The sequence below is a fragment of the Geobacter hydrogenophilus genome, from assembly GCF_018501225.1.
GTDB lineage: Bacteria > Desulfobacterota > Desulfuromonadia > Geobacterales > Geobacteraceae > Geobacter > Geobacter hydrogenophilus.
The window spans coordinates 74,072-89,090 of the sequence record NZ_JAHCZI010000007.1 but is presented as its reverse complement, the minus strand read 5'-3'; the positions used below and the strand labels follow the sequence as shown (position 1 = coordinate 89,090).

Below are 15,019 nucleotides of genomic sequence, written 5' to 3'. Positions count from 1 at the left end.
AACCCCATCGTGCCGGACCTTCTCACCGTCAGAGGGCTCACCACCCGCTTCCGCCTCTCCGCGGGGGACGTTCATGCCGTGAACGGCGTCGATTTCACCGTGGCCGAAGGCGAGACCGTGGCCGTCGTGGGAGAATCCGGATGCGGCAAGAGTGTGACCGCCCTGTCGCTCCTGCGCCTTATCCTCCCCCCCGGCGTGATCACGGCAGGCGAAATCGTTTTTGACGGACGCGACCTCCTCCGTGTCAGCGACGAAGAGATGCAGGACATCCGCGGAAACCGGATCGCCATGATCTTCCAGGAGCCCATGACCTCCCTGAACCCGGTATTTCCCATCGGCCGACAGATCGCGGAGGGATTGATCATCCACCGGGGAGTCTCCCGGCGGGAGGCACTGGAGGAAGCGGCGCGGCTCCTGGCCCAGGTGGGGATTCCCTCCCCGGCCGAAAGACTCCGGGACTACCCCCACCAGCTTTCAGGAGGGATGCGCCAGAGGGTCATGATCGCCATGGCCCTTGCCTGCAAACCCCGGCTCCTCATTGCCGACGAACCGACCACCGCCCTCGACGTAACCATCCAGGCCCAGATCCTGGAGCTCATGGACCGGCTCCGGGAAGAGCACCGGATGGCGCTTCTCCTCATCACCCACGACCTGGGGGTGGTGGCCGAACGGGCCGACCGGACCCTTGTCATGTACGCGGGCCGGATCGTGGAAGAAGGCCCCACGGATAAGCTCCTGGCCACTCCCCTCCACCCTTACACCGAAGGGCTTCTCGCCTCGCTCCCCCAGCGGAGCGAACCGGGCCGCCCCCTCACGACGATACCGGGCCACGTGCCGAGCCTCTTCGGGGATCTCCCCGGCTGCGGTTTCTGCTCCCGCTGCCCCCGGAAACAGTGGGAATGTAACCGGGAAACGCCTCAGCTCAGGGAGATCACGCCGGGACACCGGGTCCGGTGCTGGAAATACCGATGACGACACCTCTCATCGAACTGGAAAACATCTCCAAGACCTTTATCGTAAGACCCAATCCCTTCACCCCCCGCAAGGTGCTGCGGGCCGTCGACGGCGTATCGCTCCGGATAGGAGAGGGGGAAACCCTGGGGCTTGCCGGCGAATCCGGCTGCGGCAAGTCCACCGTGGGCAAGCTCCTCATGGGTCTTCTTGAGCCCGACGGCGGCGCAATCCGGTTCCGGGGCGCAGATATGGCCGGGACGACGGCTGATGAACGGGCTGCCTTCCGCAAGGACGTGCAGATGATCTTCCAGGACCCTTTCTCGTCTCTCAACCCGCGGATGCGGGTCGGGGACATCATCGGCGAGCCCCTGGCCATCCACGGCCTCGTCCCGAAGGAGAGGCGCCGGGATCGGGTCCTGGAGCTCATGGAGATGGTAGGACTCACGGCGGAGCAGATCAACCGCTACCCCCACGAGTTTTCCGGAGGGCAGCGGCAACGGATCGGCATTGCCCGGGCACTGGCGGTATCTCCAAGACTGATTGTTGCCGATGAGCCGGTGTCGGCCCTTGACCTTTCCATCCAGGCCCAGATCATCAATCTCCTGGACGAGTTGAAGCGGACCCTGGGGCTCTCCTACCTCTTCATCGCCCATGATCTCTCCGTGGTCCGGCATCTGAGCGACCGGGTTGCGGTCATGTATCTGGGGAGGATTGTCGAGACCGGCCCCCGGGACGACATCTTCACCCGCTTCCAGCACCCTTACACCGAGGCGCTCCTGTCGGCTGTTCCCCGGATCACCCCTTCCGAGGGGAAGAAACGGATCATCCTCAAGGGGGATCCCCCCACCCCCCTCAACCCGCCGACGGGATGCCCCTTCCACCCCCGCTGCCCCTATGCGGAACCGGTCTGCGCCACCACTTCCCCTCCCCTCGAAGAAAAGCGGACAGGGCATCTGGCAGCCTGTCATTTCAGCAATAAACTGTTTTGCTAATCGGTACCTTTTCCTTGACAACATAGGTCGGGAACAATATAAATATATTTAGATTTTTCCTCAAACGTGAGGGGAGTTGCACTCTGCATGGCAAGGGTTCTCCCCCGGCACACAGGACGGAATCCATGGACTTCGACATCAGCAGAAATTTCTCCGAGGAAGCGGAAATCTTCAAGGTGCTCGGCCACCCGATCCGGCTCAAGATCGTTGCAGGGCTCTGCACGCGGGAGTGCAACGTGAAGCATATCTGGGAGTGCCTCGGACTTCCCCAGGCCACCGTTTCCCAGCATCTGGCCCTTCTGAAGAACAAGGGGATCATCGAGGGGAAGCGGGACGGGGTGGAAGTCCACTACTCGGTGGTACACCCCCTGGCCAAGAAGCTCATCGAGGTTCTCGGCTGAACGGCAGCTTGCACACCAACACCACGAATCCCCTCCCGGCGAGGGGATTTTTTTTGGAGATGACCATGGAAACGACCACTATCCGCGTGACCCTCAACCGTGGCGAAGACCGCCGAATCAGGGGAGGCCACCCCTGGGTCTTCAGCAACGAGATCCGGGAGACAAAGGGGGAACGGATCCCCGGCGCCACCGCCGAGGTCTACGATACAGGGGGCGGATTTCTGGGCACCGGCTACTACAACCCCCACTCCCTCATCGCGGTGCGGCTCCTCTCCCGGGAACGGGAGGAGATCGATTCGCCGGCGTTTTTCAAGGAGCGGATCGGCCGGGCGCTTGACCTGCGGCACCGCCTCTATCCGGACATGTCGACTTTCCGCATCGTCCACGGCGAGGGAGACTTCCTCCCCGGCCTCGTGGTCGACAAGTATGGCGACTGGCTTTCGGTCCAGATCCTGACCGCGGGGATGGAGGCGCGCCGGGGGGCCATCGTGGAGGCCCTTGTTGAGATCCTCGCCCCCAAGGGAATCATCGCCCGCAACGACGTGGCCGTGCGGTCACTGGAGGGGCTGGCGGAAACGGTGGAAGTCCTGCATGGGGAGATCCCGGAAACGGTGGAGGCGGAGGAGCACGGCCTGCGCTTCCGGGTTGACCTGGCCGGAGGCCAGAAGACCGGCCACTTTCTGGACCAGAAGGAAAACCATCTCGTGCTGAAGGGAATGGCGGCAGGAAAGAGGGTCCTGGACTGTTTCTCCTACTCGGGGAGCTGGGGAGTCCATGCCGCGGCCTTTGGCGCCGCGGAAGTGACCTGCCTCGACATCTCGGAGCGGGCCGCGGCCCTTGCCCGGGAGAACGCCGCCCTGAACGGGCTGGGAGGGGTGGTGCGTGTGGAAGTCTGCGACGCCTTTGACCGGCTCCGGAGCCTGAGGCACGAGGGGCGGCGCTTCGACGTGGTGGTCCTCGATCCCCCTGCCTTCGTGAAGAACAAGAAGGCGTTGAAGGAGGCGGAAAAGGGATACCTCACCATCAACCGGCGAGGGCTGGAACTCCTCGACGCAGGAGGGTACCTGATCACCTGCTCCTGCTCCTACCACATGGGGCGGGAGCTGTTCAGGGATCTCCTGGCCCAGGCGGCCCGCCAGGCGGGGCGGCAGGTACGGATCGTGGAGACCCGCTCCCAGGCCCCGGACCACCCGGTACTCCTGGCCGTGCCGGAGACCGAGTATCTCAAGTGTTTCGTATTGCAGTGCGTTTAACCGTCAAAATCCAATTCAACACAGTGACACTGAAACACAGGGAAACCCCTCTATGATTGTTTGGCTTGTAACTCTGTGTCTTGCTCTGTGTGTAACCTGAAGTTTTCAATCACCCCAGCTTCGCCCGCATCCGCGCGAAGAAATCCTGGGCCATGGCCTCCTGCTCCTCCTCGGTGGCGGCCTTCTTCACCTCACCTTCATGGACCTGCAGGAGCCGGTCGGGTATCTCTTCCAGGAACCGGCTCGGCTGCCGCTCCAAGAGTTTGCCGTACTTCTTCCGGTACAGGCAGCGGGTGATGGTCAGGTGCTTCCGGGCCCTGGTGATCCCCACGTAGCAGAGGCGCCGCTCCTCGTCGATACTCATCCCCTCCTCCACTGACTTCTTGTGGGGGAGTATCTCCTCCTCGAACCCCGCCAGAAAGACGAAGGGAAACTCCAGCCCCTTGCTGGAGTGGAGCGACATGAGGGTGACGGCGTCCTTGCCGTGCTCCTTCTTGTCCTTGCCGCTGAAGCGGTCCTCGTCCATGAGCGATACCTTTTCCAGGAACCCCGAGAGGGTCGCCCCGGGGATCCGCTCCTCGTACCCCGCCATGGAGTTGATGATCTGCTCCACGTTCTCCACCTTGCGCCGGGCCGTGGCCGGCTCCTCGATGGTCCGGTAGAGCTCCTCCTCAAGGCCGATCCGGTCGTAGAACCCCTTCACCCGTGCCGCCAGGTTGCCGGGGCGGCGGAACTCCCCGGCCGCGCCGGTGATGAGCCGGTGGAAGGCGAGGACCTTCTCCCGCATCGCCTCGGTGATCCCCTCGATCTCCCCCACCCGCCCCATGGCCTCCAGAAGCGGGCACTCGTGCTCCAGGGACCACTGGTTGACCTTCACCACGGTCCCGTCGCCGATCCCCCGGCGGGGGAAGTTCACCACCCGAAGGAGCGCCTGCTCGTCCAGGGGGTTGTCGATCACCTTCAGGTACGAGAGGGCGTCCTTCACCTCCTTCCGCTCGTAGAACTGCATCCCCCCCACCAGCACGTAGGGGATGTCCTCGAAGCGGAGCTGCTCCTCGAAGGCCCGGCTCTGGGAATTGGTCCGGTAGAGGATGGCGAAGTCGCCGAAGGAGAGGTTGTGCTGGTAGCGCTCCATCTGGAGCCGCTCCACCACTAGGGTCGCCTCCTCCTCGTCGTCCTGGGCGATGACCATGTCGATGGGGCGCCCCTCCCCCACGTCGGTCCAGAGGCGCTTCTCCTTCCGCTTCGCGTTGTTCTTGATGACCTGGTTGGCCGCCTCCAGGATAGTCCCGGTGGAGCGGTAGTTCTGCTCCAGCTTCACCACCCGGCACCCTGGGTAGTCCCGCTCGAAATCGAGGATATTCCCCACGTCGGCCCCGCGCCAGCCGTAGATGGACTGGTCGTCGTCCCCCACCACGCAGAGGTTGCGGTACTTTTTCGCCAGAAGGGAGATGAAGAGATATTGCGAGGCGTTGGTGTCCTGGTACTCGTCCACCATGATGTAGCGGAACCGCTCCTGCCAGTGGTCGAGGACTTCCGGATAATCCTGGAGGAGTCGCACCGTCAGCATAATGATGTCGTCGAAATCGATGGCATTGCAGGCGTGGAGGAGCGCCTGGTAGCGGGGATAGACGTCGCAGGCGAGCAGTTCATCGGGATCGTCGTAGCGGGGAACGGCCCGGTCGGGGGTGATGAGCCCGTTCTTCCAGCCGGAAATCCGCCAAAGGAGCGTCTCGGCGTCGAACTTCTTCCCGTCGGCGTTCACCTCCCGCATGGCCTGGCGGATGAGGCCGATCTGATCCGAGGTGGTGTAGATGGAAAAGTTCTTCTTGTAGCCGAGCCGCTCGATGTCCCGGCGCAGGATCCGGACCCCCAGGGAGTGGAAGGTGGAGATGACCATCCCCTTGGCCTTGCCGCGCCCCACCAGCTCGCGAACCCGCTCCTTCATCTCGCCGGCCGCCTTGTTGGTGAAGGTGACCGCCAGGATGTTCTCGGCCTTCACCTTCTTGTCGAGGAGGAGATGGCCGATCCGGTACGTGATGACCCGGGTCTTGCCGGAACCGGCGCCGGCCAGGACAAGAAGCGGCCCCTCGGTTTGCTCCGCGGCGGCCCGCTGGGGGGGATTGAGGGTGGAGAGATCAAGCATGAAATAATCCTCGAAACAGTTGAATCGGTGCTCCAGACGCACGACAGCCGGGCTATGGGGCCCGGCTGTCATCATTGATAGCAGAGGTTTCAGCAAAAATGCAAGGGAGCGATTACCGTGCCAAGGGGACGTGCGTAAGGCGGCGGCTGCAACAATGCTTCAACAGCTCTGGCACCACAGGGTTGCAGAAATTGAATCCATCCCCCTGCCGCCATATCCTCACAGCGTGCCGCCCCCGAAGGTATTGCATGACCCGAAGCTTCCGCTTTCGAGGCCGGACCTGAACCAGCGGACCCGCTGCTCGGAACTGCCGTGGGTGAAGCTCTCGGGGACGACATACCCCTGGGCCTGCTGCTGGAGGCGGTCGTCGCCGATGCTGGTGGCCGCCTGGAGCGCCTCCTCCACGTCGCCGGCTTCCAGAATCTGCCGTGTCCGGTTGGCGTGGTGGGCCCAGATACCGGCCAGGCAGTCGGCCTGGAGTTCGAGCCGCACCGAGAGTTGGTTCGCCTCGGCCTTGCCGCTCCGCTGCTGCAGATCATGGATCTTCTCCGAAATCCCCAGGAGCGACTGGACGTGGTGCCCCACTTCGTGGGCAATGACGTACGCCTGGGCAAAATCCCCCGGTGCCTGGAAGCGATCCTTCAGGTCGCGGTAGAAGCCGAGGTCGATGTAGACCTTCTGGTCCATGGGGCAGTAGAAGGGGCCCATGGCGGCCTGGGCATAGCCGCAGGCCGACTCCACGGCGCCAGTGAAGAGAACCAGCTTCGGCTCCTGGTAGGTCTTGCCGTTCTTCCGGAAGAGCTCGTGCCAGGTGTCCTCGGTATCGGCCAGGACCACCGACACGAACTGGGCTAACTCGTCGTTGGCAGGGGGCTTGCCGGCCTGTCTCGTCTCGGTCGGCGCCGTGAGGGGAGAGCCCCCCTGCTGCAGGACCACCGACGGGTCGATGCCGAAGTACATGGCGACCAGCGCGAGGATGATCGTGCCGATGCCGCCCCCCACCACCTTCCGGCCCATCGTCATCCCCCGGCGGTCTTCCACGTTGTCGCTTCTCCGTCCGTCACTCCATCGCATGTCACATGACTCCTATCGAGACTTGGCGTCTGAATACGGAAGGGGCACGGGAAACCGCGACCTGTCACCCGTGCCCCGTTCCATCATTTCTTCGTCACCCGGACATCGATCCGTCTGTTCTGCTGCCGTCCCTCCTCCGTGGCATTGTCGGCAACCGGATGCTCATCCCCGTACCCTTCGGCCTCAAGGCGGGAAGGATCGATGCCGAGCTTCACCAGTTCCTGCATGGTGTTGGCTGCCCGGTCCTTGGAGAGCTTGAGGTTCGCCTGGGGATCACCCACGTTGTCGGTGTAGCCGCCGATCTTGATGGCCACCTGGGGGAACGCCTTGAGGATCGCGGCGATATTGCCGAGCTGCTCCTGGGACGAGGGCTTCAGCACGGCGCTGCCAGTCTCGAACTGGAGCCGGTCGAAGGTAAACCAGGTGGTCTTGTCCACGGGCCTCCCCGCATCCTGGATGAAGGCGAGGAGCTTGCGCTCGATGCCGAATTCGGGGATGTTCAGCGTGACGCCGTCGGGAAGCGTCACGTCACCGAAAGCCCCCAGCTTCGGATCCACCTTGACGGCAGGCATCTGCACCTGCGGCGGCGCCGGCTGGATTACCGGGGTCTTCATGGAGCAGCGCTGGGGCAGGGTGTACATGATAAACGCAATGATGAGGCCCGTCAGAAGCCATAAGATCGTGCCGACGGGACCGGAGAAGATAGTGCTGGGGCACGCGCCGCCTCCCAGGCCGGATAAGGTGGAGAGGCCGAGAAGGCCGGCCAGTCCAGCCGGGGCCGCCTGCTGCAGAAATGTCCCCTGGCCACCCAGAAGCCCCGAAAGCCCCACCGCCCCCAGATCCTTCTCCTTCGCCTCCTTGCCGATCATCCCCATGACGAAGGGGGCCAGGAGAGCCAGCAGCGACTGGGCGCTCCCCTTTCCGAGGCCGCTCACAGACGATAGCCAGTCCGCAACACCGCCGGCCCTGTTGCCGAGGATCGACCCGACCAGGGAGGTGCCCCGTTCCAGGAGCCCCTTGGTATCGGCGCCCCCGGAGAGCGACGCGGCCATGCCCGAGAGGGTTTTCTCCCCGAACCCGCCCGAGCGGACAAGATCGAGAACCTGCGCCGCCCCCTCTGTCGTCGCCCCCTTGGAGGCTACCGCTCCCACCAGCGCCGAGAGGGCGGCCGGCACCCCCTTCTGGACAGCCGGTGTTCCCTCCCCCAGGAAATGGCCGATCTGCCCAACTATGTCGCTGGTAAACATCCCGCTAAGCTGCTCCAACAGGTTCGTCGCCATGGTAGCCTCCTTTGACGTGGTAATCATCGACAACTGAAATTAAACCATACTTAATGCAACTATCAATCCTTTCACCGCGTTACCGAAAACACCCCCCCTTGCGCCCATGCCAACCGTCGGCATGGGCGTGATTGTAGCCAATCCCTACACAGCCATGTAAACCTTCCCGACAAATTGCCATGGCACCCCCGCTATGGTATAAGCATCACCTATTACCGAACCACGGAGATTCCCATGGACAGAAACGCCGCCGAGCGGCGCATCGCCCAGCTTTGCGCCGAAATCAGGCGTCACGACCACCTCTACTACGTTCTCGACCGCCCCGAGATCACCGACGCGGAATTCGACCTCCTCTACCGGGAACTGGTGCAGCTGGAACAAGAGCATCCCGAGCTGGTCACCCCCGACTCCCCCACCCGGCGGGTGGGAGGGGCCCCCCTGGACAAGTTCGAGCAGGTGACCCACCGGATTCCCATGCTCTCCCTGGAAAACGCCTTCACCGACGGCGACATTGCTGAGTTTGACGCACGGGTGAAGCGCGTTCTGGGGCTTTCGGCTACCGAAGAAATCGCCTACGTCTGCGAGCCCAAGATGGACGGCCTGGCCGTGGAACTGGTCTATGAGAATGGCTCCCTGGCCGTGGGTTCCACCCGGGGCGACGGCTTCGTGGGGGAGAACGTCACCCAGAACCTGAAAACCGTGAAGAGTATCCCGCTTCGGCTGGAATGCGCTCATCCGCCGGCGCTTCTGGAGGTACGGGGCGAGGTCTACCTCCCCCTGGAGGCGTTCCAGAGACTGAACGTCCAGCGGGAGGAGGACGGGGAACCCCCCTTTGCCAATCCCCGCAACGCTGCGGCGGGCTCCATCCGCCAGTTGGATCCCCGTATCGCGGCCCGACGCCCCCTGGCCATCTTCTGTTACGCCCCCGGCGAGGTGCGGGGCGCCGCATTCGCCTCCCAGACGGAATTCCTCGACACCATGCGGCAGTGGGGGCTGCCGGTCAATCCCCTGGTCCGACGGGTGACGGGGGTCGAGGGGGTGCTCTCCTTCTACCGGGAGATGACCGACCGGCGCGACACCCTCCCCTACGAGATCGATGGAGTGGTGGTGAAGGTGGACTCCTTCTCCCTCCAGCGGGAGTTGGGGGAAAAGAGCCGCTCCCCCCGCTGGGCCGTGGCGGTGAAGTTCCCCCCCCGCCAGGCGGTGACGGTCATCGAGGACATCGTCCCGTCCGTGGGGCGCACCGGGGTCATCACCCCCACGGCGAACCTGCGCCCTGTGGAGGTCTCCGGGGTCACCGTCTCCCGGGCCACCCTCCACAACTGGGAGGAGATGGAGCGGAAAGACATACGCATCGGCGACACGGTGGTGATCGAGCGGGCCGGCGACGTGATCCCGGCGGTGGTGCGGGTCCTCACCGAGAAGCGCGCGGGGAGCGAGCGGTTCCTGCCGATTCCCGCCGCCTGCCCCGAATGCGGCTCCGAGGTGGTGAAGATCCCCGACGAGGTGGCGGTCCGCTGCATGGGGCTTTCCTGCCCGGCCCAGATCCGGGAGTCCATCATCCACTTCGCCTCCCGCAACGCCATGGACATGGAGGGGCTCGGCGAGAAGTACATCGAGCAACTCCTGCGGCTGGGACTCGTGGGGAACGTGGCCGACCTCTACACCCTCACCAGGGACGATTTCATGAAATTTGACCGGATGGGGGACAAACTGGCGGAAAACCTCCTGAACGCCATCGAGGCCAGCAAAAGGCGGGAACTCTCCCGCTTCATCTTTGCCCTCGGCATCCGCCACGTGGGGGAGCACACGGCAAGGCTCCTGGCCACGGCCTTCGGGAGCATCGACAACCTGGCCCGGGCAACAGAGGCGGAGCTCCTCTCCATTCGGGAGATCGGCCCCCAGGTGGCCCGGAGCATCACCACCTTCTTCCACAACGAGGGAAACCGCGAGACCATCCGGCGGATGGTCGAGGCGGGCGTGGAGCCAACCGTGGAAGAGAAGAAGGTGGGTGGAAGGTTCACCGGCAAGACCTTCGTCTTCACAGGGGCGCTGACCCGCTTCAGCCGGAGCGAGGCCCAGAAAATGGTGGAGAACGAGGGGGGGCACGCGGCCGGGTCGGTGTCGAAGAAAACCGACTACGTGGTGGCCGGTGCCGAGGCGGGAAGCAAGCTGGACAAGGCACGGCAGTTGGGGGTAACGGTCCTCACCGAGGATGGATTTCTGCAGATGCTGGAGGGAGAGCAATAACCATGAAGATACGCGCCATCGTCACCGTCGAGGGGCTCGTGCAGGGGGTCGCATTCCGCCATCACACGGTACTCAAGGGAAATCAGCTCAGAGTAACCGGCTGGGTAAAAAATCTGCCAAATGGCGACGTGCAGGGATGCTTCGAGGGGGAGGAGCCGGACGTCCAGGCCCTCGTGGAGTGGTGCCACCACGGCCCTTCCCGGGCCCGGGTCGACCGGGTGATTGTGGAAAGGGAGCCGTTTAAAGGAGAATTTGACAGTTTCGACGTCCGATACTGAGAGGTGTGTGCCAATAAATTCAGGACGTTACCATTAATCGTTATTTGGCTGTCGAAAAACACTACGAAACCGTCGGAATGTTTTACACAATACATGCCTCTCCAATAAAAGCATTAGGTTCAACATATCATAAATGCGAAACAATTTATTCGATGCCCTCCTGATTTCAATCCCTTACCCTTTCTTTCATGATAACTGTGAATCTTGCCAAATAACGGCATAGTGTTTGCTGTCTTGGACCGTATCTCTATACGGCCGGTAGACGCGAACGGATTCCGTCGGATTGCCGCAATACCCTTGGGGGGACTTTATGAAGACCTTTATTTCAATGCTCGCGGTGTCCGCATGCCTTTCGGCAACCTGCGCCTCGGCGCTCACGATTACGGTAAACGACAACATCTCGGACAATAGCTATCTTGCACCAAAAAGCACCATGAATGGGGCATTTGATCTCGCCTCCGCCCTGCCGTCGGGTAGCAGCTACCTACTCACCAGCGCCTTTGCCATGTTCCTGTTTCAGGACAATGCCGACACCCTGAGCCAACAAACCATCACGGGAGCGTGGGTAAGCCAGGACAACGGCAATAAATTCATGACCCGCTACCTCGACACCTGGAACATCAACCCGGCGGAAGGGGTTTCCCTTTCCATCGCCGGGGCAACCCAAACCGGTCAAACCGCATACTCTGAATCTCTACAAGAGAAGGGCAGTTCGTTCTATTTTATCGGAAGCGGCAGCAACAAGGTCAAGTACACAACCATTGAAAGAAGCGGGGAGAAAGGGTACAGCGGCGAATTCGAGCTTTCTCAAACCCTCGATGCAGCTCTCCTGACGGACCTGTCCCAGATCGCCTTTTCGCTGACGGGCATCGAGGGTGATCTCATCTTCAAATCCGGAACCATGACGGCGACGTTTGAACAGTTACCTGCCGCGGCTCCCAATGAGACCTCCACCGTCCCCGAACCCTCCACTGTGGCGCTCCTGGGGCTGGGCCTCGCCGGCCTGGGCCTCGCCGGGTGGCGCCGGAACAAGAACTGAACCGACACGCCCATTCGTCACACGCAAAAAGAGGCTTCCTGTTCGGGAAGCCTCTTTTCCGTTCAACAGCGCTGAAAAACTGGCATCAGCGGATCGGCCAGCTCTTCTCCAACCCCGCCGGATAGAAGTTCTCCCGGGTCCGATTGTAGTACCCGTACTGGATCCGCGGGAACTCACGCTTCACCCGCTCAAGCATCCGGTACATGCCGATTCCCCGCCCCGTGACCCCCATCCGCTTGTTGTAGAAGTCGGGATCGATGGAGAGGTTCCGCATCTGGATCATGTCGACGCCGGTGTCGCCGATGAAGCGCAGGAGCGCCTCCACCTCGTCGGCATTGTCCGAGAGCCCCGGCGAGACTAGGTAGTTGATCATCACGAAGAGCCCCCGCTCCTTGGCCAGCCGCACCGACTCCCTCACGTCGGCAAAGCGGTACCCCACCGGCCGGTAGTACTTGTCGTAGAACTCTTCCCGCACCGAATTCATGGAGAAGCGCATGGAGTCCATGCCAGCGTCGCAGAGCAGGGCGATCCGGTCGGGGAACGAGCCGTTGGAGTTGAAGTTCACGGTCCCGCGACTGGTGGCCTTCTTGAGCCGCCGGGTCGCCTCGGCCACGGTGTCGGCCTGCATGATGGGGTCCCCCTCGCACCCCTGACCGTAGGAGACAATGGGCTCCGGCGCCTGCTCCAGATGGGGCAGGGCCAGCTCCACGATCTCTTCCGGAGTGGGGACGAAGCCGATCCGCTCGTGGTTCGAGGGGCAGCAGTCCGATGGCTGGAGACTGATGCACCCCAGGCACCGGGAATTGCAGGCCGGCGAGGTGGGAAGGGGCGCCTCCCAGCGGCGGAAGAAGAGGTTCTTGGCGGCAAAGCAGTGGTAGTCCACGGCGCAGCGGGCAAGCTGCTCCAGGAGGCGGTTATTGGGCATCTCCGCCAGCCGCTCCCGCACCAGGGGGTCCAGCTTGCGGTCGTCGTAGTTGCAGGGGTTCCAGTTGTCGTTGGTATCCACCCGGGAGGCGGCCACCACGAAGCAGTCCCGCTCCTCGTCCCACCCCACGGCGGTGTAGGACCAGAGCGGCAGGTGCACCTTCTTTTTGCCGTAGTCGCAGGCCGGGAGTAGGGTTCGCACGTACCCCGGCGCCATGAAGGCCGACACCGCCTGCACCGGCAGGGACCGCCGCCCTTCGCGGACCGTGGCCACGGTCACGAACTTCCGCTGCTTCTCGTCCCAGGCCAGGGGCGGGGTGTCGGGAATAGTGAAGAGCCGGCTCCCCTCGGGGAGCGGGATCAGCTCCACCCCCTCGGGGATGACCGCGTCGGGGCCGCTCATGCCGGCCATGCAGAGGTCGGGGTGATCGAAGATGTTCCCCTGGGCGTCGGCGTAGAGGAGTTTTGGAAGGGTTTTTCGTTTCATGGTTAGTCCTACGGCTCCTTGCGGGTGATGGTCTTCAGGCGGGAGACGTGCTTGCGGTCAAAAGAATAGAGCTCCGTGATCCCCTGCTTTTCCATCACCGCCGCGATGTAGCCGTCAATGAAGTCAATGCTGTGCGTTTCGTAGAATTCCAACCCCCGGGAAACGAGGGGTGCGTTGATAACCTCCAGCCCCGGCGTGGCGAGAATCCCCCGGATGAGGGGCGAGACGTCGATGCTCTTGAGCCCGTAGGCTGACTCCAGCACCCAGACCACCTCGGCCATAACCATCTCCGTGGTCACCAGGGCGATATCGCCCCGGGCTGCGTCGTCCAGGAGCTTCTCAACACGGTCGGCCTTAGCAGGGTCGTCGTTGGTGAGATAGCGAATAAAGAGGTTGGTGTCGACAAAGCAGCGGTTCATTCCATCTCCTCGCGGACGCGCTGGGCGACCGCGCTCTTGGCGGTTTCACGCTCTCCGGCAAAGCTGCTTCCCTCCCGGGGAGCCACGGTGCCCCGCAGGTCCCTGAGGGTCTTCACCGGCACCAGGATGGCCCTTCCCCCCTCGATGACGAAATCAACCCGGTCGTTGGGCTTGATGTTCAAGAGCGACCGTATCTCCTTCGGGATGGTAATCTGCCCCTTCGACGTAACCGTTGAGAGCATGATTCTTACCTCCATGATATTTCTTACCTTAACCTTAAAGTAAGAATACTAAGGGCTACGTGAAAAGTAAAGCGTATGTAGGGGCGAAGCAAATGCCTCACCTGCTTCGCCCTTTTCTCCATTCAGGCAAGGGCGAAGCAGGTAACCTTGCTTCATCCCTACGCCTCACGAAAAATGGAGGAAATACCCCAGCGCCCCGGCGCCGAGGATGACAAACAGGGGACTCACCTTCGTGAACTGGAGGATGGCGAAGCCGGCGGCGAAGAGGAGAATGTCACGGAGCGAGACGAGGGAGGTACCTCCCAGCTTCCAACCGGCGGCGGCCACGAGCCCCACCACGGCCGGCACGACCCCGTCCAGCACCTCGCGGATGAGGCGGATGTTCCGCAGCCGCTCATAGCGCCGGGTGAGAAAGACCATGAGGGCGGTGCAGGGGAGAAAGATCGCGACGGTACCCGCCAGGGCGCCGGCAAAGCCGCCGGCCCGGAACCCAACGAAGGTGGCGAGGATCGCCAGGGGGCCAGGGGTGAGCTGGGAGAGGGCCAGGCCGTCCAGGAACTCCTTCATGGTGAGCCAGTGGTACTGGTCCACCATGATCCGGTGGAGAAGCGGGATCAAGACGTACCCTCCCCCCACGAAGACCAGGCCTATCTTCAGGAACGTCCAGGCAATGGTGGCGAGGGACCCCATCAGCGGTGCTCCTGACGGAACCGGGCCCGGGCCAGGGACCAGAGGGCGGTCAGGACCAGGAGCGCGAGGCCGTTCACCTGGAAGAACGCGGCAAGAATGAAGGCAAGGAGGGCGATGGCCCACGGCTCCACACCGCGGATCTTGCGGCCCATGCCAATTGCCGCCACCAGGATCAGGGCGATGATGACGGGGTTGGTCCCCTGCAGTGCCGCCTGGAGTTCGGGAAGCTCATGGTAGCGGAAGTAGAGGAGCGAAAGGAACGAGACAATCAGAAACGACGGGAGGATGAAGGCGAACGCGGCCACGGTTCCCCCGATGCGGCCACGGAGGGTGCACCCGACGAAGGTGCAGGCATTGAGGGAGAAGGGGCCCAGGAACTGGCCGAAGGCAAGCCCGTGCATGAACTCCTCGTGGCCAATCCATTCCTTCTCGTGGACGCAGACCCGCTCCACCAGGGCCACCACCGCCATCCCCCCGCCGAAGCCGGTAACGCCGATGATGAGGAACGTGCGAAAAATTTCCCCGAGGGATACCCGGTTACCTGTCGTTTCCATGGAATTCCTTATAGCAAGGGGCATCCGTGGGGGGCA

The 15,019-nt window shown here is 62.8% G+C and carries 15 protein-coding genes; 7 read left to right on the top strand and 8 right to left on the bottom strand.

What is annotated here, in order from left to right; translation table 11 throughout:
• Window positions 1–9: 9 nt before the first annotated feature.
• The 4 genes from KI811_RS12340 to KI811_RS12325 all read left to right on the top strand — a co-directional run bounded on the left by KI811_RS12340 (window position 10) and on the right by KI811_RS12325 (window position 3,600).
• Window positions 10–972: an ABC transporter ATP-binding protein gene (locus KI811_RS12340; protein ID WP_214186784.1), complete on the top strand. Its 963-nt coding sequence runs from the start codon at window positions 10–12 to the stop codon at window positions 970–972.
• Window positions 969–1,946 carry an ABC transporter ATP-binding protein gene (locus KI811_RS12335; protein WP_214186783.1) on the top strand — a complete coding sequence of 326 codons (978 nt, stop codon included), beginning with the start codon at window positions 969–971 and terminating at the stop codon, window positions 1,944–1,946. Before KI811_RS12340 ends, KI811_RS12335 begins: the two co-directional genes overlap by 4 nt.
• 125 nt (window positions 1,947–2,071) lie before the next feature.
• Window positions 2,072–2,347, top strand: a complete 276-nt coding sequence (locus KI811_RS12330; RefSeq protein ID WP_004512990.1) for an ArsR/SmtB family transcription factor — start codon at window positions 2,072–2,074, stop codon at window positions 2,345–2,347.
• A gap of 65 nt (window positions 2,348–2,412) precedes the next feature.
• Window positions 2,413–3,600, top strand: coding sequence for a class I SAM-dependent rRNA methyltransferase (locus KI811_RS12325; RefSeq protein WP_246551725.1), 1,188 nt, complete (start codon window positions 2,413–2,415; stop codon window positions 3,598–3,600).
• Window positions 3,601–3,709: 109 nt separating this feature from the next.
• On the opposite strand, the gene KI811_RS12320 is transcribed toward KI811_RS12325, so the two are convergent.
• From KI811_RS12320 to KI811_RS12310, 3 genes are all read right to left on the bottom strand, one after another.
• Window positions 3,710–5,746, bottom strand: coding sequence for an ATP-dependent helicase (locus tag KI811_RS12320; RefSeq protein ID WP_214186782.1), 2,037 nt, complete (start codon window positions 5,744–5,746; stop codon window positions 3,710–3,712).
• A 219-nt stretch (window positions 5,747–5,965) separates the two neighbouring features.
• A complete protein-coding gene (ypfJ, locus tag KI811_RS12315) occupies window positions 5,966–6,820 on the bottom strand; it encodes a KPN_02809 family neutral zinc metallopeptidase (RefSeq protein ID WP_214186781.1) in 855 nt (284 codons plus the stop codon).
• An 83-nt stretch (window positions 6,821–6,903) separates the two neighbouring features.
• Window positions 6,904–8,100, bottom strand: coding sequence for an OmpA family protein (locus KI811_RS12310; RefSeq protein ID WP_214186780.1), 1,197 nt, complete (start codon window positions 8,098–8,100; stop codon window positions 6,904–6,906).
• Window positions 8,101–8,334: 234 nt separating this feature from the next.
• Here KI811_RS12310 and ligA point away from each other — a divergent pair, with 234 nt between their 5' ends.
• From ligA to KI811_RS12295, 3 genes are all read left to right on the top strand, one after another.
• Window positions 8,335–10,350 (top strand): NAD-dependent DNA ligase LigA, encoded by a 2,016-nt coding sequence (gene ligA, locus KI811_RS12305; RefSeq protein ID WP_214186779.1) that lies wholly within the window; start codon window positions 8,335–8,337, stop codon window positions 10,348–10,350.
• Between the two features lie 2 nt (window positions 10,351–10,352).
• Entirely contained in the window at window positions 10,353–10,628 is a 276-nt protein-coding gene (locus tag KI811_RS12300) for an acylphosphatase (protein ID WP_214186778.1), read from the top strand.
• Window positions 10,629–10,938: 310 nt separating this feature from the next.
• Entirely contained in the window at window positions 10,939–11,667 is a 729-nt protein-coding gene (locus KI811_RS12295; protein ID WP_246551724.1) for a PEP-CTERM sorting domain-containing protein, read from the top strand.
• 85 nt (window positions 11,668–11,752) lie between these two features.
• On the opposite strand, the gene KI811_RS12290 is transcribed toward KI811_RS12295, so the two are convergent.
• The 5 genes from KI811_RS12290 to KI811_RS12270 all read right to left on the bottom strand — a co-directional run bounded on the left by KI811_RS12290 (window position 11,753) and on the right by KI811_RS12270 (window position 14,983).
• Window positions 11,753–13,078: a radical SAM family protein gene (locus KI811_RS12290; RefSeq protein WP_214186777.1), complete on the bottom strand. Its 1,326-nt coding sequence runs from the start codon at window positions 13,076–13,078 to the stop codon at window positions 11,753–11,755.
• A gap of 8 nt (window positions 13,079–13,086) precedes the next feature.
• On the bottom strand, window positions 13,087–13,497 hold the full coding sequence (locus KI811_RS12285; RefSeq protein WP_214186776.1) for a type II toxin-antitoxin system VapC family toxin: 411 nt from the start codon (window positions 13,495–13,497) through the stop codon (window positions 13,087–13,089).
• Window positions 13,494–13,739, bottom strand: coding sequence for an AbrB/MazE/SpoVT family DNA-binding domain-containing protein (locus KI811_RS12280; protein ID WP_214186775.1), 246 nt, complete (start codon window positions 13,737–13,739; stop codon window positions 13,494–13,496). Before KI811_RS12280 ends, KI811_RS12285 begins: the two co-directional genes overlap by 4 nt.
• Before the next feature lie 165 nt (window positions 13,740–13,904).
• Window positions 13,905–14,429: a chromate transporter gene (locus tag KI811_RS12275; protein ID WP_214186774.1), complete on the bottom strand. Its 525-nt coding sequence runs from the start codon at window positions 14,427–14,429 to the stop codon at window positions 13,905–13,907.
• Window positions 14,429–14,983, bottom strand: a complete 555-nt coding sequence (locus KI811_RS12270) for a chromate transporter (RefSeq protein WP_214186773.1) — start codon at window positions 14,981–14,983, stop codon at window positions 14,429–14,431. Before KI811_RS12270 ends, KI811_RS12275 begins: the two co-directional genes overlap by 1 nt.
• Between the last annotated feature and the right edge of the window lie 36 nt (window positions 14,984–15,019).

Excerpts from the sequence above, each read along its gene's own strand:
- KI811_RS12335 (WP_214186783.1), top strand. The coding sequence starts at position 969 with ATGACGACACCTCTCATCGAACTGGAAAACATCTCCAAGACCTTTATC.
- KI811_RS12330 (WP_004512990.1), top strand. The coding sequence starts at position 2,072 with ATGGACTTCGACATCAGCAGAAATTTCTCCGAGGAAGCGGAAATCTTC.
- ligA (WP_214186779.1), top strand. The coding sequence starts at position 8,335 with ATGGACAGAAACGCCGCCGAGCGGCGCATCGCCCAGCTTTGCGCCGAA.
- KI811_RS12325 (WP_246551725.1), top strand. The coding sequence starts at position 2,413 with ATGGAAACGACCACTATCCGCGTGACCCTCAACCGTGGCGAAGACCGC.
- KI811_RS12295 (WP_246551724.1), top strand. The coding sequence starts at position 10,939 with ATGAAGACCTTTATTTCAATGCTCGCGGTGTCCGCATGCCTTTCGGCA.
- KI811_RS12320 (WP_214186782.1), bottom strand. The coding sequence starts at position 5,746 with ATGCTTGATCTCTCCACCCTCAATCCCCCCCAGCGGGCCGCCGCGGAG.
- KI811_RS12280 (WP_214186775.1), bottom strand. The coding sequence starts at position 13,739 with ATGCTCTCAACGGTTACGTCGAAGGGGCAGATTACCATCCCGAAGGAG.
- KI811_RS12300 (WP_214186778.1), top strand. The coding sequence starts at position 10,353 with ATGAAGATACGCGCCATCGTCACCGTCGAGGGGCTCGTGCAGGGGGTC.
- KI811_RS12310 (WP_214186780.1), bottom strand. The coding sequence starts at position 8,100 with ATGGCGACGAACCTGTTGGAGCAGCTTAGCGGGATGTTTACCAGCGAC.
- KI811_RS12285 (WP_214186776.1), bottom strand. The coding sequence starts at position 13,497 with ATGAACCGCTGCTTTGTCGACACCAACCTCTTTATTCGCTATCTCACC.
- ypfJ (WP_214186781.1), bottom strand. The coding sequence starts at position 6,820 with ATGCGATGGAGTGACGGACGGAGAAGCGACAACGTGGAAGACCGCCGG.
- KI811_RS12290 (WP_214186777.1), bottom strand. The coding sequence starts at position 13,078 with ATGAAACGAAAAACCCTTCCAAAACTCCTCTACGCCGACGCCCAGGGG.
- KI811_RS12270 (WP_214186773.1), bottom strand. The coding sequence starts at position 14,983 with ATGGAAACGACAGGTAACCGGGTATCCCTCGGGGAAATTTTTCGCACG.
- KI811_RS12275 (WP_214186774.1), bottom strand. The coding sequence starts at position 14,429 with ATGGGGTCCCTCGCCACCATTGCCTGGACGTTCCTGAAGATAGGCCTG.